This is a genomic window from Paraburkholderia sp. GAS206C (assembly GCF_050435645.1).
Lineage (GTDB): Bacteria > Pseudomonadota > Gammaproteobacteria > Burkholderiales > Burkholderiaceae > Paraburkholderia > Paraburkholderia phenazinium_B.
The window spans coordinates 264560-277994 of sequence record NZ_JBNDKR010000003.1 but is presented as its reverse complement, the minus strand read 5'-3'; the positions used below and the strand labels follow the sequence as shown (position 1 = coordinate 277994).

The 13435-nt window shown below is 61.6% G+C and carries 9 protein-coding genes; 4 read left to right on the top strand and 5 right to left on the bottom strand.

Annotation, left to right across the window (positions count from 1 at the left end):
• Window positions 1–7: 7 nt before the first annotated feature.
• A complete protein-coding gene (locus P3T20_RS09590) occupies window positions 8–4102 on the bottom strand; it encodes a DUF3683 domain-containing protein (protein ID WP_074263356.1) in 4095 nt (1364 codons plus the stop codon).
• A 521-nt stretch (window positions 4103–4623) separates the two neighbouring features.
• On the opposite strand from P3T20_RS09590, the gene ilvA reads away from it, so the two are divergent.
• Genes ilvA through queF form a run of 3 tightly spaced genes read left to right on the top strand, consistent with a single transcriptional unit; the run spans window position 4624 to window position 7904 of the window.
• On the top strand, window positions 4624–6147 hold the full coding sequence (gene ilvA, locus P3T20_RS09585; protein ID WP_074263355.1) for a threonine ammonia-lyase, biosynthetic: 1524 nt from the start codon (window positions 4624–4626) through the stop codon (window positions 6145–6147).
• Window positions 6148–6165: 18 nt separating this feature from the next.
• Window positions 6166–7083 carry a 5'-nucleotidase gene (locus tag P3T20_RS09580; RefSeq protein WP_074263354.1) on the top strand — a complete coding sequence of 306 codons (918 nt, stop codon included), beginning with the start codon at window positions 6166–6168 and terminating at the stop codon, window positions 7081–7083.
• Window positions 7080–7904: an NADPH-dependent 7-cyano-7-deazaguanine reductase QueF gene (gene queF, locus P3T20_RS09575; RefSeq protein WP_074263353.1), complete on the top strand. Its 825-nt coding sequence runs from the start codon at window positions 7080–7082 to the stop codon at window positions 7902–7904. The genes P3T20_RS09580 and queF overlap by 4 nt, the downstream gene beginning before the upstream one ends.
• A gap of 790 nt (window positions 7905–8694) precedes the next feature.
• Here the strand turns inward: queF and P3T20_RS09570 are convergent.
• The 3 genes from P3T20_RS09570 to P3T20_RS09560 form a co-directional block, all read right to left on the bottom strand.
• Window positions 8695–9078 (bottom strand): RidA family protein, encoded by a 384-nt coding sequence (locus P3T20_RS09570; protein ID WP_074263352.1) that lies wholly within the window; start codon window positions 9076–9078, stop codon window positions 8695–8697.
• Between the two features lie 83 nt (window positions 9079–9161).
• Window positions 9162–10643, bottom strand: coding sequence for an N-acyl-D-amino-acid deacylase family protein (locus P3T20_RS09565; RefSeq protein ID WP_074263351.1), 1482 nt, complete (start codon window positions 10641–10643; stop codon window positions 9162–9164).
• Between the two features lie 3 nt (window positions 10644–10646).
• On the bottom strand, window positions 10647–11537 hold the full coding sequence (locus tag P3T20_RS09560) for a MurR/RpiR family transcriptional regulator (protein WP_074263350.1): 891 nt from the start codon (window positions 11535–11537) through the stop codon (window positions 10647–10649).
• A 174-nt stretch (window positions 11538–11711) separates the two neighbouring features.
• Between P3T20_RS09560 and P3T20_RS09555 the strand changes: the two genes are divergently transcribed.
• Window positions 11712–12989, top strand: coding sequence for an amino acid deaminase (locus tag P3T20_RS09555; RefSeq protein ID WP_074263349.1), 1278 nt, complete (start codon window positions 11712–11714; stop codon window positions 12987–12989).
• On the opposite strand, the gene P3T20_RS09550 is transcribed toward P3T20_RS09555, so the two are convergent.
• Window positions 12956–13417 carry a MarR family winged helix-turn-helix transcriptional regulator gene (locus P3T20_RS09550; protein WP_074263348.1) on the bottom strand — a complete coding sequence of 154 codons (462 nt, stop codon included), beginning with the start codon at window positions 13415–13417 and terminating at the stop codon, window positions 12956–12958. The genes P3T20_RS09555 and P3T20_RS09550 overlap by 34 nt on opposite strands.
• Between the last annotated feature and the right edge of the window lie 18 nt (window positions 13418–13435).

Genomic DNA, 13435 nt, shown 5'->3' with positions numbered 1-13435 from the left:
CGTGCCATTAAACCAGCACGCGCTCGATTCCGCCATTGTTCGCACGCTGGACGTAATCGGCCATCCAGTCTTCACCCAGCACGTGGCGCGCCATCTCGACGACGATGTAGTCCGCCTCGATGTTGGCGTCCTCGTTGTAGCGCGACAGCCCTTGCAGGCAGGACGGGCAGCTCGTGAGGATCTTGATTTCGGTGGCGCCGTTGGGCGTCGGACCGTCGCCGGCCTTGAGCACCGAGCCATCCGGCGCGCCCGCTGCACCGGCCGAAGCATTGGCCGGGTTGATCCCGTTGGCGCCAGCTTCCGCCACCAGCGGAATGCCGCGCAGCTTGGCCGCGCCCTTGCGGATTTCCTCTTCCTTGCGGAAACGGACCTGCGTCGAGATGTCCGGACGCGTCACCGCGAGTGTGCCGGATTCGCCACAGCACCGATCGTTCTTCTCGATCTTGTAGCCGTCCTTCTCCGAGCCCATCAACTGATTGACCAGCTTCACCGGGTCCATCGTCTTGATCGGCGTGTGGCATGGGTCGTGATACATGTAACGCATGCCATTGACGCCATCGAGCTTCATGCCCTTCTCGAGCAGGAATTCGTGAATGTCGATAATCCGGCAACCGGGAAAAATCTTTTCGAATTCATAACCGGCGAGCTGGTCGTAACACGTGCCACACGACACCACCACCGTCTTGATGTCGAGGTAGTTCAGCGTGTTGGCGACGCGGTGGAACAGCACACGGTTATCCGTGACAATCTTCTCCGCCTTGTCGAACTGGCCCGAACCGCGCTGTGGATAACCGCAGCACAGATAACCCGGCGGCAGCACCGTCTGCACGCCCGCTTCCCACAGCATGGCCTGGGTCGCCAGGCCCACCTGCGAGAACAGACGCTCGGAGCCGCAGCCCGGGAAATAGAACACCGCTTCCGTATCCGCCGTAGTGGTCTTCGGATTGCGGATGATCGGCACGATCTTGTTGTCTTCGATGTCCAGCAACGCGCGCGCCGTCTTCTTCGGCAGATTGCCCGGCATCTTCTTGTTCATGAAGTGGATCACCTGCTCCACCGCCTTCGGCTTGCCGACGGTAGCGGGCGGATGCGCCGTCTGCTTCTTCGCGAACTTCTTCAGCACGTCGTTGCCGAGACGCTGCGCCTTGTAGCCGATGCCCATCATCGCGGTGCGCGCGAGGTTAATGGTCTGCGGATTGGTGGCGTTGAGGAAGAACATGCCGGCCGCGTTGCCCGCGTTGAACTTCTTCTTGCCCATCTTGCGCAGCAGGTTGCGCATGTTCATCGTGACATCGCCGAAGTCGATCTTCACCGGACACGGCGTCACGCATTTGTGACAGACCGTGCAGTGATCGGCGACGTCGTTGAACTCGTCCCAGTGCTTGATGGACACGCCGCGGCGCGTCTGCTCTTCGTACAGGAACGCCTCGACCAGCAGCGACGTGGCGAGAATCTTGTTGCGCGGGCTGTACAGCAGGTTGGCGCGCGGCACGTGGGTCGCGCACACCGGCTTGCACTTGCCGCAACGCAGGCAGTCCTTGATCGACTCGGAGATCGCGCCGATATCGCTCTGCTGCATGATCAGCGACTCATAGCCCATCAGCCCGAAGCTCGGCGTGTAGGCATTGCGCAGATCCGCACCTTCGAGCAGCTTGCCGGCATTGAACCGGCCGTGCGGATCGACGCGCTGCTTGTACTTGCGGAATTCGCCAATCTCGTCCTCGGTCAGGAATTCGAGCTTGGTAATGCCGATGCCGTGCTCACCCGAAATCACGCCGTCGAGCGAGCGCGCCAGCTTCATGATGCGCGCGACGGCCGTGTGCGCGTCCTGCAGCATCTCGTAGTTGTCGGAGTTGACAGGGATGTTCGTGTGCACGTTGCCGTCACCCGCGTGCATGTGCAGCGCGACGAACACGCGGCCGCGCAACACGCGCTTATGAATGGCCTGTGCTTCTTCGAGGATCGGCTTGAATTCGCCGCCGTTGAAGATCTGGCGCAACTCCGCACGAACTTCCTGCTTCCACGACACGCGCACCGTACGGTCCTGCGTCACGTCGAAGACCGTCACGCTAGGCTGCGCATCGACGCGGTCCGCGAACTTCTCCGCGAGCCCCGCGTAGCCGAGCTGAACCATGTAGTGCTGCGCCTCGCGCAACGACAGATCGAGCTTGTCGCGCAGAAATTCCCAGCGCGCGCGGACCTGCTTGAGCAACTCGAGCGCATGCTGCACGCGGTCTTCCAGCAGTTCGGCGCTTGGAATCTCGTTGGCATCGTCGCTCTTGCCGAGCGGCAGCTTGCCGCCCTTGAAGAACGTTTCGAGCGCGTCGAGCAGTTGCAGCTTGTTCTTGATCGACAGTTCGATGTTGATGCGCTCGATCCCGTCCGTGTACTCGCCCATGCGGTTGAGCGGAATCACCACGTCTTCGTTGATCTTGAACGCGTTGGTGTGCTTCGCAATCGCGGCCGTGCGGCTGCGGTCGAGCCAGAAGCGCTTGCGCGCCTCGGCGTTCACCGCGACGAAGCCTTCGCCGCTCTTGCCGTTAGCCATGCGCACGACTTCCGAGGTGGCTTGCGCCACCGCATCCGCATCGTTACCGACGATATCGCCGATCAGCACCATCTTCGGAAACGCGTTGCGCTTGCTCTTGGTCGCGTAGCCGACTGCGCGCAGATAGCGTTCGTCGAGGTGTTCGAGGCCGGCGAGAATCGCACCGCCCTGCTTCGACGTTTCGAACAGGTAGTCCTTGATTTCGACGATGCTCGGAATCGCATCGCGCGCCTGGCCGAAGAATTCGAGGCAGACGGTACGCGTATGGGCCGGCATCTTGTGCAGCACCCAGCGCGCCGACGTGATCAGGCCGTCGCATCCTTCCTTCTGGATACCAGGCAGGCCGGCGAGGAATTTATCCGTGACGTCCTTGCCGAGGCCTTCCTTGCGGAACACACGGCCCTTGATGTCGAGCGATTCGGTGCGCAGCAGCTTTTCACCGGGCGCGTATTCGCCGTCGAACCACTTCAGTTCGAAGCGGGCCACCTCGATGTCATGGATCTTGCCCATGTTGTGGTCAAGGCGCGTGACTTCGAGCCAGTTGCCTTCCGGGTCGACCATGCGCCACCAGGCGAGATTGTCCAGCGCCGTGCCCCACAGCACGGCCTTCTTGCCACCTGCGTTCATGGCGACGTTGCCGCCAATGCATGAGGCGTCGAGCGAGGTCGGATCAACCGCGAACACGTAACCAGCCTGCTCGGCGGCTTCAGTCACGCGGCGCGTGACGACACCAGCGCCCGAGAAAATGGTCGCGACCTTGTTCGGCACGCCAGGCAGGTCGGTCAATTCGACCGCGTCGAGTTGCTCGAGCTTTTCGGTATTGATGACCGCAGAGAACGGCGTGAGCGGCACCGCCCCACCCGTGTAACCCGTGCCGCCCCCTCGCGGAATCACCGTCAGACCGAGTTCGAAGCAGGCCTTGATCATGCCAGCGATCTCGACTTCCGTGTCCGGCGTCAGCACGACAAACGGATATTCGACGCGCCAGTCGGTCGCATCGGTCACATGCGAGACGCGTGACAGCCCGTCGAACTTGATGTTGTCTTTCTGCGTGACGCGGCCCAGCACCTTGGTGGCACGGCGGCGCAGCTCAGCGGTCTTGTCGAACTCGTTGGCGAAGTCATCCACGGCGCGGCGCGCCGCAACCACTAGCGTTTCCACGCGTGCAGCGCGGTCTACCCCCGCTTCGTCGCCGTGTTCGGTCAAGTCGGCGCGACGCCGTTTCTCGATCTCCGACAGACGATGGTGCAACGCTTCGATCAGCAACACACGGCGCTTGGGATTGTCGAGCAGGTCGTCCTGCAGGTAAGGATTGCGGCGGACCACCCAGATGTCGCCGAGCACTTCGTACAGCATGCGTGCCGAGCGGCCGGTGCGCCGTTCGGCGCGCAACTCGGCCAGCGCATCCCACGCTTCGTTACCCAGCAGGCGGATAACGATCTCACGGTCGGAAAACGAGGTGTAGTTATAGGGAATTTCGCGCAGACGCGCTTCAGGGGCGGCGGCCACCGCAGCGGCGGCTCCGTGCGGATCGAATACTTGAGGTGCGTTCATGTTTGGACGACTCGGTAGGTCAACTGGGCGCGCTCGCTAATGACGATTGAGGAGGCGCTGGCTGACGGTGCGCGTGGGGCGCAATTCTGGAAATCTTCTAGTTGGCCGAAGCACCTGCCGGCGGGCGATACACGCCGGCCGCTTCGTGGCACTCAGATGCAGCTACACGATCGCGCACAACAGACGTGCCTCTGCGCCGCGGGACGGGACCCACGCGGGACGGGCATCAAATGGGCGATCTGAGGCTGCCAGTGCATCTTCCGATCCTTGTTCCAAAATCGAATTCTACCGCATGATCCGCACGCGCGTTGACGCTCGAATCACGCTCTAGCAGGGCTTTTACACGACCAGGCGAGGAAATATGTTCAAACTGGTGAGTCCACAATTCTTCGACCGAACGGTCGGGCGGGTGGTGTTTCCGGATCTTTCCTGCGCGTTGGCCATACGGCCGAGGCCAGAGCGCGGGCCGTTGGCGCTATCATTGACCTTTCCCGTCTCACACAGCGCACCGCGCCACCCGCATGGCTTCCCACGACTATCTGAAGAAAATCCTGACCGCGCGCGTCTATGACGTCGCCCACGAGACCGAACTCGAACATGCGCCGAATCTGTCGGCACGGCTGCGCAACCCGATTTACCTGAAGCGCGAAGACAACCAGCCGGTGTTCTCGTTCAAGGTACGTGGCGCATATAACAAGATGGCGCACATTCCGGCCGAAGCGCTGGAGCGCGGTGTGATTACGGCTTCGGCGGGCAATCACGCACAGGGCGTCGCGCTGTCGGCGGCACGCATGGGCGTGAAGGCGATTATCGTGGTGCCAGTGACAACCCCGCAGGTGAAGGTCGACGCGGTGCGCTCGCATGGCGGCCCCACGGTCGAAGTCGTGCAGGTGGGCGAGTCGTACAGCGACGCCTATACGTACGCCGCCAAGCTACAGGAAGAGCGCGGCCTGACGTTCGTGCATCCGTTCGACGATCCGTATGTGATTGCCGGCCAGGGCACGGTGGCGATGGAGATCCTGAGCCAGCATCAAGGGCCCATTCACGCGATCTTCGTGCCGATCGGCGGCGGTGGTCTTGCGGCTGGGGTTGCCGCATACGTCAAGTCGGTGCGCCCGGAGATCAAGGTGATCGGCGTGCAGACCGACGACTCCTGTGCGATGGCACAGTCCCTGAAGGCCGGCGAGCGTGTCACGCTGAATGAAGTGGGTCTCTTTTCCGACGGCACTGCGGTGAAACTGGTTGGCGAGGAAACGTTCCGGCTGTGCCGCGAATACCTCGACGACGTGCTGATCGTGAACACCGACGCCCTGTGCGCGGCGATCAAGGACGTGTTCCAGGACACGCGTAGCGTGCTGGAACCCGCGGGCTCGCTGGCGGTGGCAGGTGCGAAACAATACGCGGAGCGCGAGGGCATCGAGGATCAGACGCTGATCGCCATCACCTCCGGCGCGAATATGAATTTCGACCGGATGCGTTTCGTGGCCGAACGCGCCGAGGTCGGCGAGGCACGCGAAGCGGTGTTCGCCGTGACGATCCCGGAAGAGCGCGGCAGCTTCAAACGCTTCTGCGAACTGGTCGGCACTCGCAGCGTTACCGAATTCAACTACCGTATCGCCGAAGCGAGTTCCGCGCATATCTTCGTGGGCGTGCAGATCAGGAACCGCAGCGAGTCGGCGCAGATCGCGGGCGCCTTCGAGGCGCACGGCTTTGCCACCGTCGATCTGACCAGCGACGAACTGTCGAAGCAGCATATCCGTTACATGGTGGGCGGCCGTTCGCCGCTCGCGCATGACGAGCGCCTGTTCCGCTTCGAATTCCCGGAACGGCCGGGTGCGTTGATGAAATTCCTGTCGTCGATGGCGCCGAACTGGAATATCAGCCTGTTCCATTACCGGAACCAGGGCGCGGATTACAGCTCGATCCTCGTTGGCATCCAGGTGCCCGGCACGGAGAACCCCGAGTTCGACCGCTTCCTCGCGACGCTCGGCTATCCGTACTGGGAAGAGACGACGAACCCGGTGTACCGGTTGTTCCTCGCCTAGGCTGACAGGACCTCGCCGATGGCATTCACGCTTCAGGACAAGCTGGTGGTCGCGATTTCATCGCGCGCGCTGTTCGACTTCGAAGAAGAGAACCGCGTGTACGAAGAAGGCGACCTGCACAGCTACGAAACGCTGCAGCGTGAGCGGCTCAGTGTGCCCGCCAAACCGGGCGTGGCGTTTCCGCTGATTCGCAAGCTGCTGGCGCTGAACGCGGGCGCGCACCGGGTGGAGGTGGTGATCCTGTCGCGTAGCGATCCCATTAGCGGACTGCGCGCGTTTCACTCGTGCCGCGAACACGGCCTCGCGATCGAGCGCGGCGTCTTTACGCGTGGACGTGCGCCGTTTGGGTATCTGAAACCGCTGAACGCATCGCTGTTTCTGTCCGCCAATCAGGACGACGTGCGCGATGCGCTGGCCGCCGGATTTCCGGCTGCGCGCGTATTGCCGGAATCGGCGAAAATGGCGAGCAAGTATCCGGACGAAATCCGCATTGCCTTCGACGGCGACGCCGTGCTGTTTTCCGACGAAGCCGAGCGCGTATTTCAGCAGGAAGGCTTGCGGGCGTTTTTGGGCCATGAGATCCACAACAAGGATCTACCGTTAGCCGACGGGCCGCTCAAGCCGTTACTGGAGGCGCTGCACCGTTTGCAGAATGTGGCGGACGAGGCTGCGCCAACGCAGGCAGCACCAATGCATATCCGGACGGCGCTGGTAACGGCGCGTTCGGCACCGGCGCATGAAAGGGCGATCCGTACGCTGATGGCGTGGAACATCGAAATCGACGAAGCGATGTTCCTGGGCGGTCTCGACAAGAGCGCATTTTTGCGTGAGTTCGAGCCGGACTTTTTCTTCGACGATCAAATTGGCCACTGCGAATCGGCCCGCGTCGTGACGGCGACGGGGCACGTGCTGAGTGGCATCGTGAACGCATCATGACACCCGAACAATCACCGCTGGGCAAACCTGCCACCTATACCGAACAGTACGACGCGACGCTGCTCTTTCCGATCGCACGCAAGACCGCGCGCGAGGCGATTGGCATTGGGGCGCAGTTGCCGTTCTTCGGGACGGATATCTGGAATGCTTACGAGCTTTCCTGGCTGAATGGGCGCGGCAAGCCGCAGATTGCGGTGGCGACTTTTTATGTGCCGGCGGACTCGCCGAATATTGTCGAATCGAAGTCGTTCAAGTTGTACCTGGGGTCGTTCGCGCAGAGTTCGTTTGAGTCGTTTGAGGCGGTGCGGGATACGATCAAGCGGGATGTTTCTGCTGCCTGCGGCGCTACGGTTTCAGTGCATCTGACTGGGCCGATGGATTTTGGCAAGTTGCAGCTGGATGAGTTTGAAGGCACGCCGCTGGATCGGTTGGATCTTGATACTGATGTTTATCATCCTGATCCTTCGTTGCTCAAGGCTGCGCTTGAGGAGGCTCCTGTTGAGGAGACCGTGTTTTCTAATCTGCTCAAGTCGAATTGTCCCGTTACCGGGCAGCCTGATTGGGGGAGTGTGCAGATTCATTACGTTGGACCGCAGATTGATCATGCTGGGCTCCTGCGGTATATCGTTTCGTATCGGAATCACACCGGGTTTCATGAGCAGTGCGTTGAGCGGATTTTTGTTGACGTTCTTAAGGTTTGCAAGCCGCTGAAACTCGCCGTTTATGCTCGCTACACGCGACGTGGGGGGCTTGATATTAATCCGTTCCGGACTAACTTTAATTTGCCCATGCCGGATAATTGCCGCACGGCGCGGCAGTAATGCGGGTTTGCCTGCGGCGCCTTGGTTTGGCGGGTGCTTCTGTTGTGTTGGCCTTTCCTTGCGTTGTTATTGGTCTATTAGCGATGCCCCTGTGCGGGGCGGCACTTACTTTCTTTGCCGCCGCAAAGAAAGTAAGCAAAGAAAGCGGGCTTGCAACCGCTAGCCTGTAGGTGTCCACCACTCGCGTGAACACAGAGTGGTCCGCGCACAAAATCGTCCCTCGCAACCACCCGCGTTAGTGACAAAGGACTCATTCATCCCGCTCCGCACTGCGTGCGTCGCGGATGGGTATACCTAGGAAAGCGGGCTTGCGCGGCATAATGGCCGACCCGTATGTCCAATGCTTGACAAACTACATCAGCTTGACGAGGCGAGCCGCGGAGCGCACTCAATTCTCTGCTCTCGCGCGCAAACCGATTTTGACATCCCGGCCAATCGAATTCACGCCCCAATAAAGTTAGATTTCCTACAGACTTTGCAGAAGGCGTTATGCCCGACGGCGGGGCGCGCAGCGCGACGCTGGAACGGATGAGTCCTTTGTCACTAATGCAAGCTGTGCGAGGAGCGGTCCCGTGCGCGGACCACTTTGGCTTGATGCCAGTGATGGACACCTACAGGCTAGCGGTTTGAAGCCCGCTTTCTTTGCTTACTTTCTTTGCGGCGGCAAAGAAAGTAAGTGCCGCCCCGCACAGGGGCAACGCCAATAGACCGATAACAATGCAAGGAAAGGCCAAAGCAGCAAGAACAACCACCAAAGCGCCGCGCAGGCAAAACCCAAAAAACCAAACCCTTAACCCTTCCCCTTATAAGCAACGCAATCAACCTCAACCTTACAGTCAATCACCATACTAGAAACCACACACGCCCGCGCTGGCGGATTCTCCCCGAAATACTCCCGGAACACCTTATTAAACGAAGCAAAATCCCGCGGATCATCCAACCAAACCCCACACCGAACCACATGCTCGGCGCCATAGCCGGCCTCTTTGAGAATGGCAAAAACATTCTGAATCGCCTTGTGCGACTGCGCCACAATCCCGCCTTCGATCACCTCGCCATTCTCCATCGGCGTCTGCCCCGACACAAACAACCAGCCATCCGCCTCTACCGCACGCGCGAACGGCATATGTTGCCCGCCAGTCCCCTTGCCACCCTCAACGCCATATCGCTTCATCACAAACACTCCTTATAAGATCCAGCGGCGCGCAGATCAAACGTCAACAGCGCACCGCATCAATAAACCCAAAAACCAAACCCTCAAAACGCGCCGTGCGCATCTGCCTTCGATGCCTCACCACGCGCCACAAAATGCCCCGCCCGCTCGCCGGTCGGCTGACCATCCCGATACGACAACACGCCATTCACCCAAACTGCGTCAATCCCGTCGGCCTGCTGTAGCGGCTTGTCGAACGTCGCCGTATCCCGCACCCGCGCCGGGTCGAACAACACCAGATCCGCGTGGTAGCCAATATGCACCTCACCCCGCTGCGTCAAACCAAACCGCCGCGCCGACAAACTCGTCATCTTGCGCACCGCCTCCTCCAGCGGCAACAATCCCGCATCCCGCACGTAGTGCCCCAGCACTCGAGGAAACGCGCCCCACAAGCGTGGATGCGGCAGCGGATCGTTCGGCAAACCGTCCGAACCCACCATCGATGCCGGATGCGACAGGATGCGCCGTACGTCCTCCTCCGACATGTTGTGATACACCGCCCCCGCCGGTTGCAGGCGCTTGCCCGCTTCCTGCTGCGTCACGCCCCACTCGGCGGCAATCTCCTTCACCAGTTTGCCCGCCATCTCAGGATGCGGTTCCGACCACGTAATCGTGATATCGATCTCGCCTGTCACCTGCCTCAGGTCCAGCGTCGACGAACTGCGGTTATACGGGTAGCAGTCGCAGCCGATCGGCTGCAGGCGGCGTGCGCCTTCCAGTGACTTCAGCACCTCGGCGCTGCGCCCCCAGTTCGACGGCCCCGCGCACTTCAGATGCGAAATCACCACCGGCACGCGTGCATGGCGGCCCACCTGGTAAGCCTCCTCCATCGCGTCGAGAATCGTGTCGAACTCCGAGCGCATATGCGTCGTGTACAGCGCGCCCGCCGCCGCCAGCGGTTCGGCCAGCGCCATCACTTCCTCCGGCGGCGCCGCGAATGCCGAGCCGTATGCCAGCCCCGAACTCAGGCCGAGTGCGCCGTGTTTCAGCGCCTCCTCGAGTTGCGCGCGCATGCCTTCGATTTCCTGTGCGCTCGCCGCGCGGTCCAGGCGGTCCATCTGGTTGTTGCGCAGCGCGGTGTGTCCGATCAGCGCCCCCACATTCACCGCCGGGCGCGCCGCGTTCACCGCTTCCACGTACGCGGCGAAGGTCGGATAGTTGAACGCGTCCCGCGCGCCCAGCAGATTCATCGGATCCGGTGGATCACCTTTCAACTCGACCGGCGACGCGCTAATACCGCAGTTGCCGACGATCACCGTCGTCACCCCCTGGCTGATCTTCGGGAGCATCTGCGGCGCGCGGATCACGTGAGTGTCGTCGTGCGTGTGGACATCGATAAAGCCCGGCGCCAGCGCCCGGCCGTTCGCTTCGATGATCTCTTCGGCCAGCCAGTTCGACAGGTTGCCGATCGCCACAATCTTGCCGTCGCGCACCGCCACGTCGCGTTCGACCGGCGGAGCGCCCGTGCCGTCGTACAGTTGAGCGTCGATGATCAGCGTATCCGCCGCTTCAGGATGCGAATGCATGGGTCAGTCTCCTAACGGTTGTCGGTCGCCGCCGCCGCGGTGCGCGTCGAGCGCGTGCTTCATGCGGCGCAGCAATTCGCGGCTCTCATCGCCCTGACTAACGGCAAGTTCGGTGACGAGCACGTCAAGCGCCATCATCATCGCGTATCGGGATGACGATGGCTTGTAAATGAAATCGGTTTCGAACGCGACGATCGGGATCACCCAGTCCGCCAGCCGCGCCAGCGGCGAAGCGGGTGCGGTCAGCGTAATCAATGTCGCGCCGTAACTGCGCGCGATGCGGCAGTTCTCCACCATCTCGGGCACACGGCCCGTGGTCGACAACGCAATCACGACACATTCGCGCGATACCGTACTCGCCACCATCCGTTGCAGCAAGCCGTCCTGGTAGGTTGCCACGGGTCGGCCGAGGCGCACCAGACGGAAACGCATTTCATCGGCGAGCGCGGTTGAACCGCCGCCCATGCCGAACACGTAGATCATGCGCGCCTCGCGCAACGCGGCGGCCGCTTCGGCTAAGGGTGCCTGGCACAGCAACTGGTGGTTGTGCGTGAGCGCGGTCTGCACTTCGTCGAACACACGGGTGGCGAGCGGTTCGGGCGCGTCGGCTGCCGCGTTGCCTTGCAGAAAACGCTGCCCCACCGCCGCCGCCTGGGCGAGCCGCAACTTCAGTTCGCGGACGTCGCGGCAACCCACCGCCTTGGCAAAGCGCGTGACGGTGGCAACGCTGACGCCGGCCTGCTGCGCCAGCGCACCGATGCTCGCGCGCGATGCGCCGGTCAGGTCGTCGAGGATCAGCGCGGCCACCTTGCGCTCGGCCGAACGCAGTTCCGGCGCGCATTCGGCGATGCGGGCGACGATGTCGAAAGTAAGCGGTTCAGCGCTGGAATTCATGGAAAAACGGAAAGATCGGGAGGACCGTTGCAACGCGCGACACCACCTACGGCAACTTGTACCAGCAGGCGTTGATGCCGTGGTACTAAATAACATTTCAGGAAACATGCTACTTTCGGTAACATGTGAAAGTCAACTTCGCTGTGATTTATCTGGACGATGGAGCAGGATTACATGAAAGTTACAAACTATCAGGGCGCAACGATTGATCCTTATAGCAAGGGCTTGGGCATGGTTCCAGGCACCAGTATCCAGTTGCTGGACGCGGCGCGCCTTGAATGGAATCTGCTGAACGAAGACGTGAGCCTGCCGGCTGCCGTGCTCTACGCGGATCGTATCGAGCACAACCTGAAATGGATGCAGGCGTTCGTCGCCGAATACGGCGTCAAGCTAGCGCCGCACGGCAAGACCACCATGGCGCCGCAACTGTTTCGACGTCAGCTTGAAACCGGCGCGTGGGGCATCACGCTCGCTACCGCGCACCAGGTGCGGGCCGCGTATCACGGCGGCGTGTCGCGCATTCTGATGGCCAATCAACTGGTCGGTCGCCGCAACATGCTGATAATCGCCGAGATGCTCAGCGATCCGGAGTTCGAATTCTTCTGTCTCGTGGATTCGGTGGATGGTGTCGAGCAGCTCGGCAAATTCTTCGGCTCGGTGCGCAAATCACTGAACGTGCTGCTTGAACTCGGTGTGCCGGGCGGCCGCACCGGCGTGCGCGACGAAGCGCAACGCACCGCCGTGCTGGACGCAATCGCGCGCTATCCAGATGCGCTGAAGCTCGCTGGTGTGGAGTTGTACGAAGGCGTACTGAAGGAAGAACACGAAGTCCGCGAGTTTCTGCAAGGCGCAGTCGCCATCACGCGCACGCTGGTCGACGAAGGACGCTTTGCGCGCACACCGGCTATTTTGTCGGGCGCGGGCTCGGCATGGTACGACGTGGTCGCGGAAGAGTTCGTGAAGGCATCGGCGGATGGCCTGGTCGAAGTGGTGTTGCGGCCGGGCTGCTATCTGACGCACGACGTTGGCGTCTACCGGAAAGCGCAGACGGATATCTTTGCTCGTAATCCGGTCGCCAAAAAGATGGGCGAAGGGCTATTGCCGGCGCTGCAGCTGTGGGCCTACGTGCAGTCGATTCCAGAGCCGGATCGCGCCATCATCGGTCTCGGCAAGCGCGATTCAGCATTCGACGCCGGCATGCCAGAACCCGCCAAACACTATCGCCCAGGCACTGAGGCGCCGCGCGAAATCGCGGCCGGCGAGGGATGGGAAATCTTCGGCATGATGGATCAGCACGCCTATCTGCGGATCCCCGCAGGCGCGGACCTGAAGGTCGGCGACATGATCGCGTTCGACATCTCGCATCCGTGTCTGACGTTCGATAAATGGCGTCAGCTGCTGGTGGTCAATCCTTCGTATCAGGTCACGGAAGTGATCGAAACGTTCTTCTGAGCGACCACTTCCCCGATCCTCACTTCAAGCATTCGCAACGCACCGGACAGCGCCGCGAGCGCGTCGTCCGGCAGCGCGGCCATCGTATCGTTGAGGAACGCGGTACGGCGCGGCAGCGCCTCCTCGGTGGCCGCTGTCCCGGCTTCCGTGAGTCGCACGTTGGTGATGCGGTTATCGCGCTCGTCCATGCTGCGCGAAATCCAGCCGAGCACCTCGAGCGCTTTAAGCTGCCGCGTCAAGGCGCCGGGGTCGATACGCAGCCGCTCGACAAGACGCTTCTGCGACGACTCACCACCCTGGTCGTGCAACGCCAGCATCACCCGCCAGCGCGGCATGGGATGTCCCACCTGCCCCTCGAACGCCGACATGAACGCCCGATAGGTGCGGCCGAACTGCTGAACGATGGCGACGCGATCCTGTTGTTCCATGGTGTTCCGATGACGCGG

What these genes read in the sequence shown, in the direction of transcription:
- P3T20_RS09570 (WP_074263352.1), bottom strand. Translation starts at nt 9,078, where the DNA reads ATGAAGCGATATGGCGTTGAGGGTGGCAAGGGGACTGGCGGGCAACAT.
- ilvA (WP_074263355.1), top strand. Translation starts at nt 4,624, where the DNA reads ATGGCTTCCCACGACTATCTGAAGAAAATCCTGACCGCGCGCGTCTAT.
- P3T20_RS09560 (WP_074263350.1), bottom strand. Translation starts at nt 11,537, where the DNA reads ATGAATTCCAGCGCTGAACCGCTTACTTTCGACATCGTCGCCCGCATC.
- queF (WP_074263353.1), top strand. Translation starts at nt 7,080, where the DNA reads ATGACACCCGAACAATCACCGCTGGGCAAACCTGCCACCTATACCGAA.
- P3T20_RS09580 (WP_074263354.1), top strand. Translation starts at nt 6,166, where the DNA reads ATGGCATTCACGCTTCAGGACAAGCTGGTGGTCGCGATTTCATCGCGC.
- P3T20_RS09590 (WP_074263356.1), bottom strand. Translation starts at nt 4,102, where the DNA reads ATGAACGCACCTCAAGTATTCGATCCGCACGGAGCCGCCGCTGCGGTG.
- P3T20_RS09565 (WP_074263351.1), bottom strand. Translation starts at nt 10,643, where the DNA reads ATGCATTCGCATCCTGAAGCGGCGGATACGCTGATCATCGACGCTCAA.
- P3T20_RS09550 (WP_074263348.1), bottom strand. Translation starts at nt 13,417, where the DNA reads ATGGAACAACAGGATCGCGTCGCCATCGTTCAGCAGTTCGGCCGCACC.
- P3T20_RS09555 (WP_074263349.1), top strand. Translation starts at nt 11,712, where the DNA reads ATGAAAGTTACAAACTATCAGGGCGCAACGATTGATCCTTATAGCAAG.